Annotated in this window: 23 protein-coding genes, 1 tRNA gene and 1 other RNA gene; 20 read left to right on the top strand and 5 right to left on the bottom strand. The window is 70.1% G+C overall.

Annotation, left to right across the window (positions count from 1 at the left end; all coding sequences use genetic code 11):
• Positions 1-12 precede the first annotated feature (12 nt).
• Positions 13-921, top strand: a complete 909-nt coding sequence (locus ACPWUT_RS08270) for a Ku protein (protein ID WP_425836444.1) — start codon at positions 13-15, stop codon at positions 919-921.
• Positions 922-955: 34 nt separating this feature from the next.
• Here the strand turns inward: ACPWUT_RS08270 and ACPWUT_RS08265 are convergent, their stop codons facing one another.
• From ACPWUT_RS08265 to ACPWUT_RS08255, 3 genes are all read right to left on the bottom strand, one after another.
• Positions 956-1,729, bottom strand: coding sequence for a DedA family protein (locus tag ACPWUT_RS08265; RefSeq protein ID WP_284527501.1), 774 nt, complete (start codon positions 1,727-1,729; stop codon positions 956-958).
• Between the two features lie 83 nt (positions 1,730-1,812).
• Positions 1,813-1,893, bottom strand: a tRNA-Leu gene (locus ACPWUT_RS08260).
• 69 nt (positions 1,894-1,962) lie between these two features.
• Positions 1,963-2,787 carry a formate/nitrite transporter family protein gene (locus ACPWUT_RS08255; protein WP_425836440.1) on the bottom strand — a complete coding sequence of 275 codons (825 nt, stop codon included), beginning with the start codon at positions 2,785-2,787 and terminating at the stop codon, positions 1,963-1,965.
• 180 nt (positions 2,788-2,967) lie between these two features.
• Between ACPWUT_RS08255 and ACPWUT_RS08250 the strand changes: the two genes are divergently transcribed.
• The 10 genes from ACPWUT_RS08250 (at position 2,968) to ACPWUT_RS08205 (ending at position 9,562) form a co-directional block, all read left to right on the top strand.
• Positions 2,968-3,222, top strand: coding sequence for a hypothetical protein (locus tag ACPWUT_RS08250; protein ID WP_284527499.1), 255 nt, complete (start codon positions 2,968-2,970; stop codon positions 3,220-3,222).
• A gap of 10 nt (positions 3,223-3,232) precedes the next feature.
• On the top strand, positions 3,233-3,916 hold the full coding sequence (locus ACPWUT_RS08245) for a hypothetical protein (RefSeq protein WP_284527498.1): 684 nt from the start codon (positions 3,233-3,235) through the stop codon (positions 3,914-3,916).
• A gap of 332 nt (positions 3,917-4,248) precedes the next feature.
• Positions 4,249-4,815, top strand: coding sequence for a hypothetical protein (locus ACPWUT_RS08240; RefSeq protein WP_425836436.1), 567 nt, complete (start codon positions 4,249-4,251; stop codon positions 4,813-4,815).
• A gap of 295 nt (positions 4,816-5,110) precedes the next feature.
• The gene (locus ACPWUT_RS08235) at positions 5,111-6,271 is read left to right on the top strand and encodes a CpaF family protein (protein WP_425836433.1); all 1,161 of its coding nucleotides are present in this window, start codon (positions 5,111-5,113) and stop codon (positions 6,269-6,271) included.
• Complete coding sequence (locus tag ACPWUT_RS08230) at positions 6,268-7,125, top strand: type II secretion system F family protein (protein ID WP_425836430.1); 858 nt, start codon at positions 6,268-6,270, stop codon at positions 7,123-7,125. The genes ACPWUT_RS08235 and ACPWUT_RS08230 overlap by 4 nt, the downstream gene beginning before the upstream one ends.
• A complete protein-coding gene (locus ACPWUT_RS08225) occupies positions 7,122-8,033 on the top strand; it encodes a type II secretion system F family protein (RefSeq protein ID WP_425836427.1) in 912 nt (303 codons plus the stop codon). Before ACPWUT_RS08230 ends, ACPWUT_RS08225 begins: the two co-directional genes overlap by 4 nt.
• 64 nt (positions 8,034-8,097) lie before the next feature.
• On the top strand, positions 8,098-8,292 hold the full coding sequence (locus ACPWUT_RS08220) for a hypothetical protein (protein WP_425836424.1): 195 nt from the start codon (positions 8,098-8,100) through the stop codon (positions 8,290-8,292).
• A 7-nt stretch (positions 8,293-8,299) separates the two neighbouring features.
• The gene (locus ACPWUT_RS08215) at positions 8,300-8,689 is read left to right on the top strand and encodes a TadE/TadG family type IV pilus assembly protein (RefSeq protein ID WP_425836421.1); all 390 of its coding nucleotides are present in this window, start codon (positions 8,300-8,302) and stop codon (positions 8,687-8,689) included.
• Entirely contained in the window at positions 8,664-9,113 is a 450-nt protein-coding gene (locus ACPWUT_RS08210; RefSeq protein WP_425836418.1) for a TadE family protein, read from the top strand. Before ACPWUT_RS08215 ends, ACPWUT_RS08210 begins: the two co-directional genes overlap by 26 nt.
• Entirely contained in the window at positions 9,110-9,562 is a 453-nt protein-coding gene (locus ACPWUT_RS08205; protein ID WP_425836415.1) for a pilus assembly protein TadG-related protein, read from the top strand. The genes ACPWUT_RS08210 and ACPWUT_RS08205 overlap by 4 nt, the downstream gene beginning before the upstream one ends.
• 10 nt (positions 9,563-9,572) lie before the next feature.
• Here the strand turns inward: ACPWUT_RS08205 and ACPWUT_RS08200 are convergent, their stop codons facing one another.
• Positions 9,573-10,820, bottom strand: coding sequence for an MFS transporter (locus ACPWUT_RS08200; RefSeq protein WP_425842222.1), 1,248 nt, complete (start codon positions 10,818-10,820; stop codon positions 9,573-9,575).
• Between the two features lie 94 nt (positions 10,821-10,914).
• Here ACPWUT_RS08200 and prfB point away from each other — a divergent pair, with 94 nt between their 5' ends.
• The 8 genes from prfB to smpB all read left to right on the top strand — a co-directional run bounded on the left by prfB (position 10,915) and on the right by smpB (position 17,536).
• On the top strand, positions 10,915-12,024 hold the full coding sequence (prfB, locus tag ACPWUT_RS08195) for a peptide chain release factor 2 (protein ID WP_284527479.1): 1,110 nt from the start codon (positions 10,915-10,917) through the stop codon (positions 12,022-12,024).
• Between the two features lie 116 nt (positions 12,025-12,140).
• The gene (locus ACPWUT_RS08190; RefSeq protein WP_284527478.1) at positions 12,141-12,965 is read left to right on the top strand and encodes a DUF4397 domain-containing protein; all 825 of its coding nucleotides are present in this window, start codon (positions 12,141-12,143) and stop codon (positions 12,963-12,965) included.
• Positions 12,966-12,985: 20 nt separating this feature from the next.
• Positions 12,986-13,618, top strand: a complete 633-nt coding sequence (locus ACPWUT_RS08185; protein WP_284527477.1) for a class F sortase — start codon at positions 12,986-12,988, stop codon at positions 13,616-13,618.
• Positions 13,619-13,623: 5 nt separating this feature from the next.
• A complete protein-coding gene (locus tag ACPWUT_RS08180) occupies positions 13,624-14,208 on the top strand; it encodes an RNA polymerase sigma factor (protein WP_284527476.1) in 585 nt (194 codons plus the stop codon).
• Positions 14,195-14,980: an anti-sigma factor gene (locus tag ACPWUT_RS08175; protein WP_425836409.1), complete on the top strand. Its 786-nt coding sequence runs from the start codon at positions 14,195-14,197 to the stop codon at positions 14,978-14,980. The genes ACPWUT_RS08180 and ACPWUT_RS08175 overlap by 14 nt, the downstream gene beginning before the upstream one ends.
• 57 nt (positions 14,981-15,037) lie before the next feature.
• The gene (gene ftsE / locus ACPWUT_RS08170) at positions 15,038-16,087 is read left to right on the top strand and encodes a cell division ATP-binding protein FtsE (protein ID WP_425836406.1); all 1,050 of its coding nucleotides are present in this window, start codon (positions 15,038-15,040) and stop codon (positions 16,085-16,087) included.
• The gene (gene ftsX, locus ACPWUT_RS08165; RefSeq protein ID WP_284527473.1) at positions 16,084-16,998 is read left to right on the top strand and encodes a permease-like cell division protein FtsX; all 915 of its coding nucleotides are present in this window, start codon (positions 16,084-16,086) and stop codon (positions 16,996-16,998) included. The genes ftsE and ftsX overlap by 4 nt, the downstream gene beginning before the upstream one ends.
• A gap of 61 nt (positions 16,999-17,059) precedes the next feature.
• Entirely contained in the window at positions 17,060-17,536 is a 477-nt protein-coding gene (gene smpB / locus ACPWUT_RS08160) for an SsrA-binding protein SmpB (protein WP_284527472.1), read from the top strand.
• An 18-nt stretch (positions 17,537-17,554) separates the two neighbouring features.
• Here smpB and ACPWUT_RS08155 read toward each other — a convergent pair whose 3' ends face one another.
• Positions 17,555-18,214, bottom strand: a complete 660-nt coding sequence (locus ACPWUT_RS08155) for an SIMPL domain-containing protein (RefSeq protein WP_284527471.1) — start codon at positions 18,212-18,214, stop codon at positions 17,555-17,557.
• 140 nt (positions 18,215-18,354) lie between these two features.
• Between ACPWUT_RS08155 and ssrA the strand changes: the two genes are divergently transcribed.
• Positions 18,355-18,728, top strand: a transfer-messenger RNA (tmRNA) gene (gene ssrA / locus ACPWUT_RS08150).
• Positions 18,729-18,781: the final 53 nt, after the last annotated feature.

Genomic DNA, 18,781 nt, shown 5'->3' with positions numbered 1-18,781 from the left:
TGTACTGGGGGAATGAGATCCATCTGGAAGGGCGCCCTGACGTTCGGCCTCGTGAACGTGCCGGTGAAGGTGTACTCCGCCACCGAGGACCACGACGTGCCCCTGCACCAGGTGCACGCGGCTGACGGCGGCCGCATCCGGTACCAGCGGATCTGCGAGATCGACGGCGAGGTCGTGCCCTTCGCCGACATCGACAAGGCGTACGACGACGGCGAGCGGACGGTGGTGCTGACCAAGGACGAAATCGCGTCGCTGCCCGCCGAGCGCAGTCGCGAGATCGACGTCGTGGAGTTCGTGCCGTCCGATCAGATCGACCTCCTCACCCTCGACCGGGCCTACTACCTCGAGCCCGACTCGAAGTCGCCGAAGGCCTACGTCCTGCTGCGGAAGACTCTCGAGCAGACCGATCGCACGGCCATCGTCCGCTTCTCGCTGCGGCAGAAGACGCGACTGGCCGCGCTCCGCGTGCGCGGCGACGTGCTCGTGCTGCAGACGCTGCTGTGGGCCGACGAGGTGCGCGAGGCCTCGTTCGCCGGCCTCGACGAGCCGGTGAAGATCTCCGCGAAGGAGCTGGAGCTGTCCGCGTCGCTCGTCGAGAGCTTCTCGAGCGACTTCGACCCGACCGCGTTCACCGACGAGTACCAGCAGGAGCTGCGGACCCTCATCGACGCCAAGCTCGAGAAGGGCGACGCGCTCGACACCTCCGAGACGTTCGGCGCCTCGGAGGAGGCGGACTCCGGCGGCGAGGTCATCGACCTGATGGCGGCCCTTCGCGCCAGCGTCGAGCGCAGCCGCGCTGCGCGCGGCGAGAGCAGCGCGTCGTCGTCGAAGGCCGAGAAGCCCACGAAGAAGTCCGGCGGCGCGAAGAAGGCCTCGGCCTCCGACAAGAAGCCGGCGAAGAAGGCCAGCAAGGCCTCCTGACACGCAGGGGTGCCTCCAGGCGTCGCGGGTCGCGTCAGACGCGCGGCGGCTCGGTCTCGCCGTGCCCGCCGAGGTCGGGCTCGCGCTCGAACACCTCGGGGTCGAGGACGAGTTCCTCTGCCTCTTCCGCGTCGATCACGACGTCGCCGCCGGCCTCGGCCTCCTTGCGCACCTTGCGGCGCTCGCTGAAGTAGTGCCAGAGCGTGAACAGCGCCGTTCCGCCGACTGCGACGAGGAGGATGACGTCGATGTACTCGGTGACGAGGTGCGCCACCCACGGGATGTACCCGACGAGGAAGCCGACCATGGTGAGCCCGAAGCCCCAGATCATGGCGCCGATGAAGTTGTAGAGGCTGTAGCGCTTCCACGGCATGTGACCGACGCCCGCGGCGACGGGGGCGAACGTGCGGACGATGGGCACGAACCGGGCGAGGATGACGGTCAGGCCGCCGTAGCGCTCGAAGAACATGTTCGTCCGCTCGACGTTCTTCTTGCTGAAGAGTCCCGATTCCTTGCGCTCGAACACCGCCGGCCCGCCCTTGTGGCCGATGAAGTAGCCGACCTCGCCGCCGAGGAAGGCGGCCAGGGCGATGAGGAGCGAGACGACCCAGATGTTGACGCCGAAGATCTCGTTCGTGTGCGTCAGCAGGCCCGAGATGATCAGCAGGGTGTCGCCGGGCAGCAGGAAGCCCACGAGCAGGCCGGTCTCGGCGAACACGATGAAGCAGACCACGAGCAGTGCCCAGGGGCCGGCCGCCTCGATGATCGTGGTCGGGTCGAGCCAGGGGATGAGGGCGATGGAGTGCACAGGGGTCCCGTCGGTCGTGCGTCGGTCGGCGGCCTATTCCGCGGTGCTGTGAAAGGAAGTGCAGGTCTCAGGACCGTCGGCCGTGCGGAAGGTGGGACTTGAACCCACACGCCTTTCGGCACAGGAACCTAAATCCTGCGTGTCTGCCATTCCACCACTCCCGCAGGGTGCTCATTCTACCGACGGGCACCGGCTGCGCGTGACGTGCCGGGCCTGCGAATCCGCCGGGTGCGTCAGGCGTGCAGGCGTGCCGTTGCGGGGGACTCGGCGCCGGCGCGATCGCGGCGCGGCGAGCCCCCGATGATCCAGTAGGCGACGCCGACGAACAGTCCGCCGCCGACGAGGTTGCCGAGCCCCACCCAGAGCACGTTGGCGGCGAACAGCGACCACGTGGCATCCGCGTAGCCGCCGAAGAGGCCGATGCCGTAGGTGGTCATGTTCGCGACGACGTGTTCGAAGCCCGAGCTGATGAAGGCGAGGATCGCCGCGAAGATGAGGAGGATCTTGGCCACGTCCGAGGCGACGCGCGACGCCATCCACACCGCGAGGCAGACGAGCAGGTTGCAGAGGATGCCGCGGACGAAGAGCTCCAGCGGCGCCTCGTGGGCCTTCGCCGTCAGCATGTCCTGGAGCATCGCGCCCGCCGGCGCGTTGCTGTGCAGCACACCCGAGGCGACGATGAGCGCCGCGAACACCAAGGCCCCGACGAGGTTCGCCGCGACCGTCGCGAGGAGGGTGCCGGCCGCAGGCCAGGGGCGGATCGCCCGCATGAGCGCGCCCTGGGGGAGCACCATCATCGCCGAGGTGGCCAGGTCGCCGCCGGCGAACACGACGAGGGTCAGCGCGACGCCGAAGACGAGTCCGCTGACGAGCTTGCCGAGTCCGGTGCCCGCCTCGATGAGCGGGCCGGCGGTCGCGACCATGAGGACGACGCCGATGCCGATGTAGGCGCCGGCCAGCATGCCCGACACGAGGAAGCGGCCGGGGGAGCGCACCGCCTCGGTCTTGTGGATCGCCGCATCGGCTTGCGCCTCGAGTGCCTCGGGGATGCTGAGCATCGCACCCGCTCCTTCCGCGGAACGACGTCCGCCGAGGCGAATCTAGCGGGACCACGGGCGTCCGGGCTCGCATTCGGGCTGTGGAAAACTCCGGCGGGTCGTGGCCGGGGACCGGCAGGATGCCAGGCAAGTTCTCCCAATGTGTGGTTGAAGGATTCGAACCGAAACGGCGAGGACGACATGAAGCTGGCGCCGATCCCGATGGATTGGTACAACTGGCGCTACGCCGAGGTGCGGATGAACGACGCGATGCTTGACCCGATGAGCACCTCTAAGCGCAAGCTCGTGGTCCTGCACGAGATGCTGCACGGCTACGGGCTACGTGATCTCGTCACCCCCGCCAACAAGCCTCGGGTCATGTACCAGTTCAGGTCGGGCTGGACTGCGACAGGACTTACGGCTGCGGAGAACGCGGTCCTGGTTGCAAAGTACTAGGGAGTATCCGATGCGAGCTTCATTTACTTTCCTCGCCGTACTGGGCGCGAGCATCGTGCTCGCGGGATGTGCCGCGACCGTTCAGGCGACCTCCGAACCCACTTCCTCGATCGGGCCAGCGGCCGAATCGCCGACCACACAGGAAACGTTCGCTCCCGATGCGGAGATGGCGACCGTTCAAGGATCGTGGTCGTTCGATGTGTCCGACGCGGGCGAGGTCGTCAGGGACGCGGACGTCGTGCTTGTCGCGCGCGTCACCGCCATCGATGCGATGGCCACATTCGATTTCGCCAAGGGTGGCACACCCAAAACAGGCGTGACGGTCGAAACCAGCAGCGTCCTGAAAGGCGAGGCCCCGACTGGCGACCGACTCTTCGTTCCTGGCGGCACAGTGACGCTGCAGCAAGTGTTCGAGTCCGACTTCGCGGACAGCACCGAGAAGAACGGCATCGCCGCGAAGTCGGAAATGGAACGCCGTGCGACGACCGTCCAGTACGTCTCCGAGGAACCGGTCCGACTCGTGACCGGCGAGGAGTACCTCTTCATGCTCCGCCATCCCGCAGAGCCGAACTACTTCGTGGTCGCGGCCGACGGTTACGGCGTCTTCGAGAAGACTTCGGAAGGCTTCTTCAACTCCATCACGAAGCGAACCCTCACCATCAGTGAGATCGAGAGTCTGATCCGCGAACCGTGACTCGCCACACCTTCTGAACAGGCGTGAGCATGAGCTCGCGCGCGGCGCGGGCAAGATCGGGTGCTTGAGGACTCCCTTCGACGAAGAGAATCGTTCCCTCGGCCTGAACATCGTCACGCAGCTGAAGGACACCTACTGAATTGAACGCTCACTCAAGGATCACCTCCATAGTCACCACCACCGTGATCGCTCTTGCGCTGACCGGGTGTGCGGTTGTTCCGGCCGGGCTGAGTACTGCAAGCGCAACCCCGGCGGTCTCGTCCTTGGCGGGATACGAGACAGTGATGTCGGAAGGCTTGGATGCTCTTCCGTCTGAGACACTCACCGACTGGGTGAGCTACGCCGACACTGTGGTCGTCGTGCGCGTCACCGGAGAGTCGCGCGGGGAGTTGACGCGCGACGAGGAGCAAGCTGGCGAGGGGTTGGAGCTTCGCTACGTAACCCTCGAGGTTGTCGACACGGTCTGGGTCGGACCGCGTGGCCTGGCACCCGCGGGTGAGATCACGCTCTCTCCAAACGCGTGGGTCGTCAGCGCAGGGGAAGATCGCTTGCTCGTCTTCGCCGAGGCAGCTCGCATGGAGGTCGGGCGGGCCTATCTGGTTCCGCTCGTTCACGACGACGCTTTCGACCCGGCCTGGCAAGCACTATCGATCACGGCCGTCTTGCCCTTCGATGACGCCGTCGTCGGGCAGGGCGAAGTTCTCTTTGACGAGACCGGCACCGAAGCAGCGCAAGAAGAACTTTCGCAAGCGGTCCGAACCCTATGGGGTCTGGGTCGCGACGAAGTAGCCCGGTCGCTGGCGTCGACCTCGCCGGACGCGGCCGCGAAGGAACTGTTCTCACTCCCGCCGACTGATCGCTTCCGCGAGGTGCAGAAGGCGACGGGTGAGACCGAGTAAGCAGCCCCGTGAGGCTCGCGAGGTGCTTGTCGAGCGAGGTCGACGGGTTCGCCGTCTGTCCATGCGCAACTTGACCGGCGACCAGATGCAGTGCGCCCGTCGCTGGCATGTCGCGCAGTTCGGCGGCTCCGGGCGGCGTCGAGGGTCTGACCGAACCACCCGGCGATCGTAATGTGGCCGACCGGAGCACCGCCCGACCACGACGGTCGCGCAGACGATCACGGGCGTGCGGGCTCGCATTCGGGCTGTGGAGAACTCCGGCGGGTCGTGGCCGGAGACGGGCAGGATGCCAGCCATGCACCTCTCTCTCGATGCCGTCGATGCCGTTACGCGGACGGTGGCCGAGAGAGTGCGGGACCGGTTGCGCGCTGAGCAGACCGATCCGTCACTGCATCCCGAGCGGGCGGCGCAGATCGCCGCCGTCGAGGTGCGCACCCACAACGACTACGCCCTCGCGCGTGGTGCGGCGCTCGTCGAGGACGAGGGCGCGCTCGTGCGCGATGTGCTCGCGCGCGTGTCGGGGTACGGGCCGCTGCAGGCGCTCCTCGACGACCCGACGGTCGAGGAGATCTGGATCAATGCTCCCGACCGGGTGTTCTGCGCCCGCGACGGCCGCACCCAGCATGTCGCCGTCGCGCTGACCGACACCGCCGTCCGCGACCTCGTCGAGCGGATGCTCCACGCGACCGGTCGCCGCGTCGACCTCTCGCAGCCGTTCGTCGACGCGTCGCTGCCGGACGGCTCGCGGCTCCACGTCGTCATCCCCGACATCACGCGGCGCCACTGGGCCGTCAACATCCGCAAGTTCGTGCCGCATCGTCGAACGCTGGATGATCTGGTCGACGGCGGGGCGCTCCCCGCGACAGTTGCGGACTTGCTGGCGACGGCGATGGGTGACGGTCGCAGCGTGCTCGTGTCGGGCGCCACCCACGCCGGCAAGACGACGTTGCTGGCGGCGCTCATCGGGACATGCCCCGCGCATCAGCGCATCGTCACCGTCGAGGAGACGTTCGAACTCGCGGTGCGGGCTGCGGATGTCGTGGCGCTGCAGGGGCGCCAGCCGAGTCTCGAGGGGACAGGAGAGGTCACGCTCCGCCGTCTCGTGAAAGAGGCGCTCCGCATGCGACCCGATCGGCTGGTGATCGGCGAGGTGCGCGACGCGGAGGCCCTGGACCTCCTCCTGGCGCTCAACACCGGCGTGCCGGGTGCGGCCACGATCCACGCCAGCTCCGCGTCCGAAGCGCTGCGGAAGCTCGCCGCGCTGCCGCTCCTGGCCGGCCGCAACATCACGTCGGACTTCGTTCTTCCCGCCATCGCCGCTGCGGTGGATCTGGTCGTGCACTGCGGACGACGGCACGACGGCCGGCGCGTCGTGGCCGAGGTGGTCGAGGTCACCGGGGAGCTCGCCGCCGGCAGCGTCGCGACGCGCACGCTGTACCGAGGCGGGCTGCAGTGATCGTCGTCCTCGGAGGGCTCCTCGCGGCCGGCATCCTCCTCTCGCTGGCCCCGTGGCTGTGGCCGGTCGAAGAAGGTCGGCCGGCGGAGTCCTCCGACGGCCGCCTCCGACGGCTTCTTGACGCCGCAGGGTTCGCCCATGCCCCGTCGGCTCGGCTGCCGGTCGTGTCCACGGCGACCGGCGCGACGGCTGCCGCGATCGGATGGCTGGGCACCGGGGTGGTCGTGCTGGCCGTCCTCGCGGGAACGGCCGGGGTGATGGCGCCGTTCGCGTGGTTGCGTGCCCGCGCCCGGCGGCTGCGACGGTCGCGCCGGGTCCTGTGGCCGGACGTGTGCGAACTGCTCGTCGCGTCCGTACGTGCGGGGATGCCGCTGCCGGACTCCGTCGCCGCCCTCGCGTCGTCGGGACCGCCCGCGCTGCGGCCCGCATTCGTCCAGTTCGCCGCCGATCTGTCCGCCTCGGGGCACTTCGATTCGGCCGCACTGCGAGCCAAGGCCGCCATCGGCGATCCCGTCGGAGACAGGATCATCGAGACGCTGCGCATGGCGCGGCAGGTCGGCGGGACCGAGCTCACGACAGTCCTGCGCTCCCTGGCGGCATCGGTGCGGGCCGATGCGGCGCTTCGCGGTGAGGTCGAAGCCCGTCAGTCGTGGATTCGCGGAGCCGCCGTCCTCGGCGTCGTGGCACCGTGGGTCGTGCTGGCGCTCCTCGCGACGCGGCCCGAGGGCGCGCGCGCCTACGCCTCCGTCGAAGGCGTGATTCTCATCCTCGGCGGTGCGGGTGTGTCGGTCGTCGCCTATCGGCTGATGATGAGGCTCGGGCGGCTGCCGGAGCCTCAGCGGTGGTTCGGATGACCGGGCTCAGCGAGCTGGCGACGGCCATCGTGCTGGGCGGCGCACTCGCCGCGGGCCTGCTCCTGACGGTCTCCCGCGTCCCGCGCTGGGGTGCGTCGTCGCTCGTGCAACGGATCGCTCCCTACCTGCGGGACATCGGCGACCCGCGCGGACTCACGCCGGTGGCGGCGATGCCGCCCGGTGCCGGTCTTCGGGCACGCATGGCCGCGTTGCTCGCGCGGGGCACGGATGGGCTGGCGCGACGTCTCGCGCAGGCCGGCTCGCCGCTGAGCGCGGTGTCGTTCCGGGCGCGCCAGTTGGGGTGGACGATCGCCGGGGTCGTGGGCGGCGCGGTGGTCGCGGTCGTCGCCGCGGTGGCGAATGGCGGCGGTGCCGGGGCTGCACTTCTCGCTCCGTTGCTCGGAGTCGGCGCGGCCGTCGGCTATGACTCGCGACTCGGGCGCGCGGCGGCACGGCGCAAGGCGCGGATCGAAGAGGAGCTGCCGACGGTGCTGGAGTTCCTCTCCCTCTGTCTGTCCGCGGGTGAAGGGCTTCGCGATGCCCTCCACCGGGTGGGCGAGGTGGGTACCGGAGAACTCACCCGCGAGCTGCGCCGTGCCGTTCTCGACACGGGGACCGGCTCGAGCCTCGCCGACGCGCTGCGCGCGGTCGCCCAGCGTCTGGATGTCGCGTCCCTCAGTCGCGCCGTCGACCACCTGGTCGCGGCGATCGACCGCGGCGCGCCTCTCGCGCAGGTGCTCCAGGATCAGGCGATCGACGCTCGCGACGACGCGAAACGCGCATTGATCGAACTCGCGGGGCGCAAGGAGATCGCGATGCTCCTGCCGCTCGTATTCCTCCTGCTGCCGCTGTCGGTCCTGTTCGCCGTGTTCCCCGGGGTCGTCATGCTGCGGCTGGGAGTGCAGTGATGGCGCCGTACCGGACCACCGGCGACAACCGGCCAGAAGACGTTCACAGGAAGAAGGAGATGGCGTGAAACAGCTCGATGTCAGTCAGAAGTGTCGGAACGCATGGGGGAGGCTGAGGGACGACGAGCGCGGCGACGTGCCGGGCTGGGTGCTCGTGACGCTCATGACGGCGGGGCTCGTCGTCGCGATCTGGGCTCTGGCGGGACCGGCGCTCGCGCAGCTGTTCGAGCAGGCGATCAGTCGCGTGTCGGGGTTCTGAACCACTGGTGCGCGGTCTGCTGAGAGACGACCGCGGTTCGAGCGCTGTCGAGTTCCTGCTCGTGAGCATCGTGCTCACAGCGCTGACGCTGGGGGTGGTTCAGCTCGCGCTGGCGGTCTATCTGCGAAACCTCACGCAGGATGCCGCGGTCGAGGGCGCGTACTTCGCCGCGCTCGCCGACGTCGAGACCGCCGAAGGAGCCGCACGTGCACGCGCGATCCTCGAGCGTGCCGTCGGCGACGGATTCGTCGACTCTGCGACGGCGCGCCTGGTGGGCCGCGGAGACACCGCTGTCGTGGAGGTCCGCGTCACCACCCGCCTTCCGATCATCGGACTCTTCGGGATACCCGAGGGATGGGAGGTGACGGCACGTGCACCGCTCGAGAGTCTGGAGTGACGATGACGGTTCCGCAGCGATCGAGTTCCTCCTCGTCGGGCTGGTGCTCCTGGTGCCGCTCGTCTACCTGGTGATTGCCCTCGGACAGATCCAGAGCGGGGCGATGGCGGCTGACGGCGCGTCACGGCATGTGGCGCGCGCCATCGCGACGGCCAACGACGATGCGGAGGCAGAGGGACGCATCGACGACATCCTCGGGAGCCTCATCACCCAGAACGGCTGGGAGGCGGAGTCGGTCGACGTGGATGTGCGCTGTGAACCCGTGACGCCGTGTCCTGCGGCGGGCGCTCTCATCCGCGTGACGGTGACGGTCGACGTCGCGCTCCCGCTCGTGCCCGCCGTCCTCGACCTCGAGGATCGCGCGAGGGTGACCGTGGAGGCCACTGGAGTGCAGCGGGTGTCACGCGGATGGGGCGGGCAGTGAACGTCCCGTCCGCGCGGTCGAGAGCGGCGAAGCCGAGGTCGGCGGGGGCCACCGACGACAGCGGCACGGCGATGCTTCTCACCATCGGCTTCGCGGTCCTCGCGCTGGCGCTCATCCTCGTCTGCGCCGACGCCACGAGCCTCTATCTCGCGCACAAGCGCGCGGACGCCGCGGCCGATGCGGCGGCGCTGGCGGGAGCGGACGGATTCGAGGTCGAAGTGGTAGACGGCACCGCCGCCGCTCGGCTGACCGACGCGGAGGTGCGACGTCAGGCCGCCGCACTGCTCAACGAGTTCGGGGGAGTGGAGCTCGTCTCGGCGTCCGCGCCGGACGGCACCTCCGCGCGCGTGACGGTGAGGCTGCGATGGCGCCCGCCGGTGTTGAGCCTCTTCGTGCCCGACGGCGTCACCATCGATGCGACCGCCACGACGCGCACCGCGCTCGGCTGACCGCCGCTGCTCACCGACGTGGCACGAACCGCGGCACCCACCGTGCGAACGCGGCGGCGCCCAGCAGTCCGACCGCGCCCATCAGCCCCGTCGCGATCGACAGCGAGAAGGCGGCGGCGACGGCCGACACCATCAGCGGGGCGATGGCCCCACCGGCATCCGTCAGCGTTCGCCACGAGCCGAGGAAGGCGGCCGGGTCGGACTGGGGGGCGGCGTCGGCGCCGAGCGTCAGCAGGATGCCGCTCGACAGGCCGTTGCCGACACCGAGCACCGCGGCGAAGAGGGCGAACCACATGGCCGCCTGATCGCCGTCGTGCGTGAACGACAGCGCGACGAATCCGAGCCCCATGAGGAGCATGGCGGGAAGAGCCGCCCACAGGCGCCCGAACCGGTCCATCACCTGCCCGCTCGCATAGAACAGGGCGAAATCAATGGCCCCCGACACGCCGACGACGAGGGCGATGGTCTGTGCGTCGAGCCCGATCGACACACCCCACAGCGGCAGCACGACCTGTCGGGCCGAGCGCACGGCCGACAGCGACGCGGCGGCGACGCCGAGGCGCGCCAGCACCCCGCGGTGGCGCCACATCGTGCGGATGACGCCGGTGCCGGGATCGCGACGCGTGGGCACCGATCCGGTGACGGCCTCGCCGGTGTCCTCCACGTCCTCGCCGGAGCCATCGCGGCCGCGGCGGCCGGCGGCGCGCGTCGTGGCGACCGCCGCCTCGACCTCGGGATCGGGACCCAGGAGCACGAGCAGCACGGCGGCGACGAGACACAACCCGAAGAACCAGATCGTGGCGTGCGGGTCCCCGAACAGTCCGATGAGTGCGGCGGCGACGAACGGACCGACGAACATGCCGAGTCGGAACGTGCCGCCCAGCAGCGACAGCGACCGCGCGCGGAAGGCGAGAGGCACTCGCGTGGTCATGAACGAGTGCCGCGCCAGCCCGAAGGCCGCGGCGCTCAGCCCGATGACGAAGACGGAGGCCGCGAGCACGCCGAGGCTCGGCGCCCAGACGAGTCCGGCGGTGCCGGCGAGGGCGACCCCGCCGCCGATCGCCATGGTGACGCGCTCGCCGATCCGGGCGACCGCCCAGCCGGCGGGCAGGTTGCCGCAGAGCTGCCCGACGACGAGCGCGGCCGCCACGAGCGCGGCGGTCGGGACGTCGGCGCCGAGGGCGGAGGCCAGCACGGGCAGGAGCGGGATGACGGCGCCCTCGCCGAGGGCGAAGAGGACCGTCGGCCCGTAGATCATGGGGGCGAGCCGCCACAGGATCCGCCCGATCGGCTCCTCGGCGGGCGCGGAGGAGGCATCGGGGGTCACCCTTCCACGTTAGTCTGGGGGTGCCATGCTCGAACTCGATCTGTCCGCCGACATCCAGGCCCTCCGCTCCACCTTCGCCGACATCCAGGCGGTGGTCGACGTCGACGGCCTCCGCACGGAGATCGAGCGACTCTCCGACGAGGCCGGCGCCCCCGACCTGTGGGACGACCCCGAGAAGGCGCAGAAGGTGACGAGCGCGCTCAGCCACCGTCAGTCGGAGCTCAAGCGCGTGAACGACATCGGGCAGCGGCTCGACGACCTCGAGGTGCTCATCGAGCTCGCCAACGAGATGGAGGACGAGGACTCCGCCGCCGAGGCGCGCACCGAGCTCGCCAACCTCCAGGATGCCATCGGGCAGCTCGAGGTGCAGACCCTCCTCGACGGCGAGTACGACGCGCGCTCCGCCGTCGTCACGATCCGCTCCGGCGCCGGCGGCGACGACGCCACCGACTTCGCCGACATGCTCCTGCGCATGTACCTGCGCTGGGCCGAGCGCCACAAGTACCCCGTGAAGGTCATGGACACGTCGTACGCGGAGGGCGCCGGCATCAAGTCGGCCACCTTCGAGGTCGACGCCCCCTACGCCTACGGCACGCTGTCGGTCGAGGCCGGCACGCACCGTCTCGCCCGCATCAGCCCGTTCGGCTCGGCCGACAAGCGGCAGACGAGCTTCGCCGCCGTCGAGGTCATCCCCGTCATGGAGGAGGCCCAGGAGGTGGAGGTCCCCGAAGGCGACATCCGCGTCGACGTCTTCCGCTCCTCGGGGCCCGGCGGCCAGTCGGTCAACACCACCGACTCGGCGGTCCGCATCACGCACATCCCGACGGGGATCGTCGTCTCGATGCAGAACGAGAAGAGCCAGATCCAGAACCGCGCCGCCGCGATGCGGGTGCTCCAGACGCGCCTCATGCTTCTGCAGAAGGAAGAGGAGGCCGCCAAGAAGAAGGAGCTGGCCGGTGTGATCACCGCCAGCTGGGGCGACCAGATGCGCTCGTACTTCCTCTACGGCCAGCAGCTCGTCAAGGACCTCCGCACCGGCTACGAGGTCGGCAACCCCGCCTCGGTCTTCGACGGCGACCTCGACGGCCTCATCGCGGCCGGCATCCGCTGGCGCAAGCGCAAAGACGACGACTGAGTCGCGCTGCCGGACCACCCCGGAAAAGTTCTCCCCACCGCTGCATCCGCCTGCGCGCATTCGTGCGAATACCTCCATGACGGCGCGATACGCGCGCCGCACGGAAGGAGAACGACATGCGATCCAGGATCTTGGTCGGCCTCGCCATCGCGGGGCTCGCGGCGGTCACCGTCGCGGGACCGGCGAACGCCGCGACCTCTGAAGACGCCACCCTGTCGGTGCTGCACGGCATCCCCGACACCCCCGTCGACGTCTATGTCAACGGGGATCTCACTCTCGACGACTTCCAGCCCGGGGACCTCGCCGGACCCCTCGAGCTCCCGGCCGGCGACTACGACGTCGCCCTGACGGCCACGGACGCCGCCGACGACTCCGACCCGGTGCTGGGACCGGTCAGCCTCACGCTCGAGGGCGGCATGTCGTACACCGCGGCCGCGCACCTCACCGACGCCGGCGAGCCCACGGCGACGCTCTTCACGAACGACACCTCCGAGACCGCCGCCGGCGAGGGACGACTGACCGTCCGTCACGTGGCGGCCGCCCCCGCCGTCGACATCCTCGCGGGTGGCGACGCCGTCGTCGAGGGGCTGGAGAACCCCGACGAGGCGACGCTCGACCTCGCCGCCGGCACCGTGTCGGCCGCGGTCGCGCTGGCGGGAACGACCGACCCGGTGCTCGGACCGACAGACGTGGAGATCGCCGACGGCACGCTCACGATCGTGTACGCGTGGGGCAGCGCCGAGGACGAGAACCTCGCCCTCGCCGTGCAGACCGTCGAGGGCCTGCACTCCGACCCCGACGGCGTGAACACCGGCTCAGCCGGTCTCGCTGCGGAGGACCGCGGATCGTGGGCGCCGATCGGCGTGGTGGCCGGCGGCCTCCTGCTCCTCGGTCTCGCCTCGGTCCTCGTCGTCCGTCGCGTCGCCGCGCAGCGCAGCTGATGATGCGGCGCGGCACATCCGTGGCGGCCGCCGTCTGGGCCGTCGTGACCGCGTCGCTGCTGACCGCGTGCTCCCCCTCGGCTCCCGGAGACGGGATGGCCGAGGGGGAGCGCGCCACGCCCCCCGCCACCGCGGCGCCGGCCCCGACGGCCGTCGTCGACGTGCCGGTGACGAAGGCGACGCCGCCCCCGGTGGCGGCTCCCGATCCGGAGCCCGTGCGGATCGCCATCCCCGCGATCGACGCGACTCTCCCGGTGGACCCCGTGGGGGTGCAGCGCGACGGCTCGATGGAGATCCCGGAGAACCCGGCGGTGGCGGGCTGGTACCGCTACGGCCCGGTTCCCGGAGCGCCGGAGGGGTCGGCGGTGGTCGCGGCGCACGTGGACTCGCGCGTGCGGGGCATCGGCCCGCTCGCGCGGCTGCGCGAGCTCGAAGCGGGCGACGAGATCACGGTGCGCGACGCCGAGGGCGAGACCTCGCGGTTCGTGGTGGCCACCGTGGACTACATCCCGCGGGCGAAGCTCCCCGTCGACGAGTTCTTCGCGCGGACCGGCGAACCGGCGCTCGTCATCATCACGTGCGGCGGGTCGTTCGACGAGGCCACGAGGTCGTACAGTGACAATGTGGTCGCGGTCGCCCACCCGGCGGGGTGAGTCCGATGACCATCGCGATCCCGCAGCTCGGAGAGGAGTGCGTCATCGACGACGCGGAGGAGAGGCACCTCGATCTGGCGTTCGCGCAGGCGGACGAGGCGGTGCTCAAGGCGGTCTACGACCGTTGGTCGCGACTGGTGTACACGATCGCGCTGCGGTCGTTGGGCGATGTGAGCGAGGCGGAGGACGTCACGCAGTGGACCTTCGTGTCGGCGTGGCGATCCCGGGCCGGCTTCGATCCGTCCAAGGCGTCGCTGGCCACGTGGCTGGTCGCGATCGCCCGTCGCCGCATCGCCGACGCGCACCGGGCCCGTGCCAAGGAGCACCGGGTCATCGACGCGCTGAAGGGCAGCGTCGAGCCTGCGGTGCAGGAGGCCGCCGATCCCACCGAGGCGGTGATGGTCGCCCACGAGATCGACAGACTGGAGCCGGACGCCCAGGTCGTCATCCGGCTGGCCTTCTACGACGACCTGACCCACACCCAGATCGCCGAGAGACTCGGGATGCCACTGGGTACCGTGAAGAGTCACCTGAGACGAAGTCTGCAGCGCATGAGAACGAGATTGGAGGGCAGCCATGTCGCACACTGACCCCGACGACCTGGCCATGGTCGCCCTCGGCGAGCTCGCGCTCGACGCCGCGCAGGCCGAGCACCTGCGGGACTGCAGCGTGTGCCGCGACGAGCTCGCCGCGCTGGAGCGCACGGTGCAGACGGCGCGGCGCGCCCCCGTCTCGGAGATGGTGTCTCCCGCCCCGCGGGTGTGGGACGCCATCGCGGCGGAGATCCGCGACGACGCCGCGCCGGACTCGGCCCCCGCGCCGGACTCCGCTCCGTCGCCCGATTCGGTGCCGGCTTCCCCTGCCGCGCAGAACCCGTCGATCGAGGGCTCCTCGCCGCGTCGCGCCCACCGCGTCGCACGCGGCCGGCGCCGGGGGCGCCTGCGCCCCGCCCTGCTCGTCTCGGGGCTGGTGGGCGCCGCCGCCGTCGTGCTGATCGTCGCCCTCCTCGTCGTGCCGCGGCCCGTAGATGTGGCCACCGCCGTGCTCGACGCGTTCCCCTCGCACCCCGGAGCCTCGGGATCGGCGGCGCTCGAGCGCGAGCCGACCGGAGCCGAGCGGGTCGTGGTCGAGCTCGACGCCGACGTCCCCGCCGACGGCCACCGTGAGGTGTGGCTGCTGACCGAGGACGGCAGCGACCTCGTGAGCCTCGGCGTGCTCGACGGCCGGAGCGGCACCTTCGAGATCCCCGCCGACGTGGACACCGCGGTGTTCCGCGTCGTCGACATCTCCCAGGAGCCCGACGACGGCGACGAGGCGCACTCCGGCGACTCGATCGTGCGCGGCGTGCTCGAGCCTTCCTGACGCGTTGCGGGTGTCGCGTCCGGCATCCGCAACGGCCGCGCTTAGGCTCGACGGGTCATGATCCGGTTCGAGAACGTCACCAAGCGCTACCGCGGGACGAGCAAGCCGGCGCTGCACGACGTCGGCTTCGAGGTGCAGCGCGGAGAATTCGTGTTCCTCGTCGGCGCCTCCGGCTCCGGCAAGTCGTCGTGCCTGCGCCTGATCCTGCGGGAGGACAGCCCGAGCGACGGCCGCGTGGTCGTGCTCGGCCGCGACCTGCGGACGCTGTCCACGCGCAAGGTGCCGTACTTCCGGCGCCACATCGGGTCGGTCTTCCAGGACTTCCGGCTGCTGCCGGGGAAGACCGTGTTCCAGAACGTCGCCTTCACACTGCAGGTCATCGGCTCGTCGCGCGCGTTCATCCAGCAGGCGGTCCCCGAGGTGCTGGCGCTCGTCGGCCTCGAGGGCAAGGACAAGCGGCTGCCGCATGAGCTCTCCGGCGGTGAGCAGCAGCGCGTGGCCATCGCCCGCGCGCTCGTCAACCGCCCGCAGATCCTCCTCGCCGACGAGCCGACCGGAAACCTCGACCCCGCGACCTCGGTCGACATCATGCAGCTACTCAGCCGCATCAACGCCGGCGGTACGACGGTGGTGATGGCCACCCACGAGGCCGGATTCGTGAACGAGATGCAGCGGCGCGTGATCGAGCTGCGCGGCGGCGTGCTGGTGCGCGACGACCGCCACGGCGGTTACGGCGACACCTCCGCAATCCCGAGTCTCGCGCCGCAGGAGGAGAGGGGCGCGGCGGCCACGGCGGCGCTCACGGCGGTGCTCCAGCTGCAGCGGGAGATCGCCGCCCAGCCCGCATCGGCGGCGGCAGCGGCTGCTGCGGCGGCGGCCTCCGCGGCGGCCGCGGCGGTGGCGGCGTCTCCTGCCGCCGATAAGGCGCCGGTGACGCCCGAGGTGACGACACCACCCGCCCCGGCGGAGCCGGAGCCCTCGACCCGGCCCATCCAGATCGCCGCGCCCGCGGTCGACCTGCAGGAGCTCGGACTCGGTGGGCTCGGCGCCGCCGACCGCCTGGGCCTGGCCGACGAGGACGACGACGAAGTGGGGCCGACCTCGTGAGAATCGGCCTGATCCTGGGCGAGGCGCTCCTGGGGCTCCGTCGCAACGCGTCGATGGTGATCTCGGTCATCCTCGTCACCTTCGTCTCGCTCACCTTCGTCGGCGCCGCGATGCTCATGCAGATGCAGATCGCCAAGATGCACGACTTCTGGGTCGATCGCGCGCAGGTGGCGGTGTTCCTGTGCAGCTCCATCTCGTCGGGACCGAACTGCACCGACGGGGTGGCCAGCGACGATCAGATCCTCGCCGTGCAGGAGAAGCTCGACAGTCCCGCGCTGCAGTCGGTGGTCAGCGACTACGACTTCGAGTCGCGGGAAGAGGCGTACCAGGCGGTGCTCGACCTCTACGGCGAGGACTACGCCGAGTTCGTGACCGAGGATCAGATGAACGAGGCCTTCCGGATCAACCTCGTCGACCCCACGCGCGCGGACGTGATCGAAGAGGCGTTCCGCAGCATGGCGGGCGTCGACGGCGTGCAGAACCAGATGCAGTACCTGGATCCGCTGTTCTCCGCGCTCACCGTCGCCACCTACATCGCGGTCGGCATCGCCGTGCTGATGCTCATCGCCGCCGTGCTCCTCATCGCCACCACGATCCGCCTCTCGGCGTTCGCGCGGCGACGGGAGCTGGGGATCATGCGACTCGTGGGCGCGTCGAACCGGTTCATCCAGACCCCCTTCATCCTCGAGGGCATGTTCGCGGCGCTCATCGGATCGGTACTGGCGAGCATCGCCATCGTCGCCGGCATCCAGTTCGGCGTGAACGGCTACCTGCGTGACCGTGTGGACTTCATCACCTCCTGGGTGGGCATGAGGGACGCTGCGGTCGTGATCCCGGCGCTCATCGTCATCGGGCTGGTCCTGGCGGCGGCGTCGGCCGGGTTCGCGATCCGACGGTGGCTCCGCGCCTGAGGTAGGCTGGACGGCTGCCGTCCCCTCGACCCGTCCGGACGGCGAACCACGAGGAGTCATCATGCCCAGGGAACGCGGGGAGAAGGTCATCGCGACCAACCGTCGCGCGCACCACGAGTACGCCATCGAGAAGACGTACGAGGCGGGCCTGGTGCTCACCGGCACCGAGGTGAAGTCGCTGCGTCAGGGACGGGCGAACCTCAGCGACGGCTACGCGTACATCGACGGCGGTCAGGCCTACCTCGACGCCGTGAACATCCCCGAGTACTCGCAGGGCCACTGGACGAACCATTCGGCCAAGCGCACCCGGAAGCTGCTCCTCCACAAGGACGAGATCATCAAGCTCTCTCACGCGGTTAGCGCCGGCGGCTACACGCTGGTGCCGCTCAAGCTCTACTTCAGCGACGGTCGTGCCAAGGTCGAGATCGCGGTCGCGAAGGGAAAGCGCGAGTACGAGAAGCGCCAGACGATCCGCGAGCGCGAGGACAAGCGCGAAGCCGAGCGGGCGATGCGCACGCGCAACCGACTCGGCGACTGACGCCTGCGGCCACGACCGTCAGGCAGCGCGGAAGCGGGCCTCGACCGCGGCGGAGACCACGATGTCGTCGGGCTGGAAGTCCACCGCCGGAGCTCCCGCGGAGTCCATCGCCGCCTTCGCGAACATCCTCGGCGACGGCGCGCCCTCCTGCCCGCCGGTAAGCAGCCCCAGGTCGGCGATCTCCAGCGGCGTCACCGCCGTCAGCCCGAGGGCGCCCGCGTAGGCCGTGGCGCGGTCGACGGCCACCGCGACCGCCGCCGTGGCCACGTCGCGCTCCACGCGGGACCGGGTCTCGGGGGAGAGGAGCCACTCGACGGCGCCGACCTGCAGGCCGTCGCGCTCGGCGAGCCCGTTCAGCCAGTCCGAGAGCACCATGAAGTCGGTGAAGGTGGCGGTCAGCTCGACCGAGGCGTGATGGACGAGGGCGAGCTGGCGGCCTTCGTTGTTCCAGGGCCGTTCCGACCAGACCGAGACGCGCTGGCTGGACCAGTCCGTCAGCGCCCCGGCGGCCTTGCGGGCCGCGAGGTCGTCGCGGACGGGAGTCGCCAGCGCGGCGATCCGCTCCACCACGGCGCCCCGCTCGGGACCGTCGGCGGTGACGGAGACGTGCGCGACCGCGCGCTCGGGGGCGACGCGCGCCTCGTTCTCGCCGCGGACGGTGATGATGACTTCGCTCATGCCGCGACTCTACGTGGAATGGTGGGAGGTGGGCATGTGTTGTAAGCTGTAATGCTCGGGTGCACGCATCCGGGAACTCGATTCCCGTGAGGGATGACAACTCCACAGTGTGACAGTGGCCTCTGCCTCAACGGCGCCTCGGGGATGATCGGTTTCGACATCGCCTGCGTTGCTGCGGGAAGCGGGCCGAGGATGCAGGGTTATCTCGTTAACGATCTCTGCGAAACAATAACTGCCGAAAAGAAGCAGTCCGACTTCGCCCTCGCTGCCTGAGCAGCGAGCCCGAGTCCGTCAGTGCGTGACTGATCCCGTCACGTTCCCTGGCGTCATCTAAGGGATCTTGCTGCGCGACGGCGTCCGGACGTCGCGTGGGACTTCTCCCGGACTGGGCTCGTCAACTCGGGTGTCTGTGACCAAGGGTTGGGGCCGAGCAGAACGACTTACACAGACTGCGCCCGGAGAAGACGCCGCTTTTCAGCGATGGACGGGGGTTCGATTCCCCCCATCTCCACGATGCCGCTGTCACACGAAGAAGGGCCCGAGAGCCGCGTCGCCACGCGGATCCCG

The sequence above is a fragment of the Microbacterium sp. PA5 genome, assembly GCF_049860775.1.
Lineage (GTDB): Bacteria > Actinomycetota > Actinomycetes > Actinomycetales > Microbacteriaceae > Microbacterium.
This window is presented reverse-complemented; position numbering and strand designations above follow the sequence as displayed.

Coding starts and splice junctions, on each gene's coding strand:
- ACPWUT_RS08270 (WP_425836444.1), top strand. CDS start 13: ATGAGATCCATCTGGAAGGGCGCCCTGACGTTCGGCCTCGTGAACGTG.
- ACPWUT_RS08180 (WP_284527476.1), top strand. CDS start 13,624: ATGACCATCGCGATCCCGCAGCTCGGAGAGGAGTGCGTCATCGACGAC.
- ACPWUT_RS08155 (WP_284527471.1), bottom strand. CDS start 18,214: ATGAGCGAAGTCATCATCACCGTCCGCGGCGAGAACGAGGCGCGCGTC.
- smpB (WP_284527472.1), top strand. CDS start 17,060: ATGCCCAGGGAACGCGGGGAGAAGGTCATCGCGACCAACCGTCGCGCG.
- ACPWUT_RS08255 (WP_425836440.1), bottom strand. CDS start 2,787: ATGCTCAGCATCCCCGAGGCACTCGAGGCGCAAGCCGATGCGGCGATC.
- ftsE (WP_425836406.1), top strand. CDS start 15,038: ATGATCCGGTTCGAGAACGTCACCAAGCGCTACCGCGGGACGAGCAAG.
- ACPWUT_RS08175 (WP_425836409.1), top strand. CDS start 14,195: ATGTCGCACACTGACCCCGACGACCTGGCCATGGTCGCCCTCGGCGAG.
- ACPWUT_RS08245 (WP_284527498.1), top strand. CDS start 3,233: ATGCGAGCTTCATTTACTTTCCTCGCCGTACTGGGCGCGAGCATCGTG.
- ACPWUT_RS08250 (WP_284527499.1), top strand. CDS start 2,968: ATGAAGCTGGCGCCGATCCCGATGGATTGGTACAACTGGCGCTACGCC.
- ACPWUT_RS08200 (WP_425842222.1), bottom strand. CDS start 10,820: ATGATCTACGGGCCGACGGTCCTCTTCGCCCTCGGCGAGGGCGCCGTC.
- prfB (WP_284527479.1), top strand. CDS start 10,915: ATGCTCGAACTCGATCTGTCCGCCGACATCCAGGCCCTCCGCTCCACC.
- ACPWUT_RS08190 (WP_284527478.1), top strand. CDS start 12,141: ATGCGATCCAGGATCTTGGTCGGCCTCGCCATCGCGGGGCTCGCGGCG.
- ACPWUT_RS08235 (WP_425836433.1), top strand. CDS start 5,111: ATGCACCTCTCTCTCGATGCCGTCGATGCCGTTACGCGGACGGTGGCC.
- ACPWUT_RS08225 (WP_425836427.1), top strand. CDS start 7,122: ATGACCGGGCTCAGCGAGCTGGCGACGGCCATCGTGCTGGGCGGCGCA.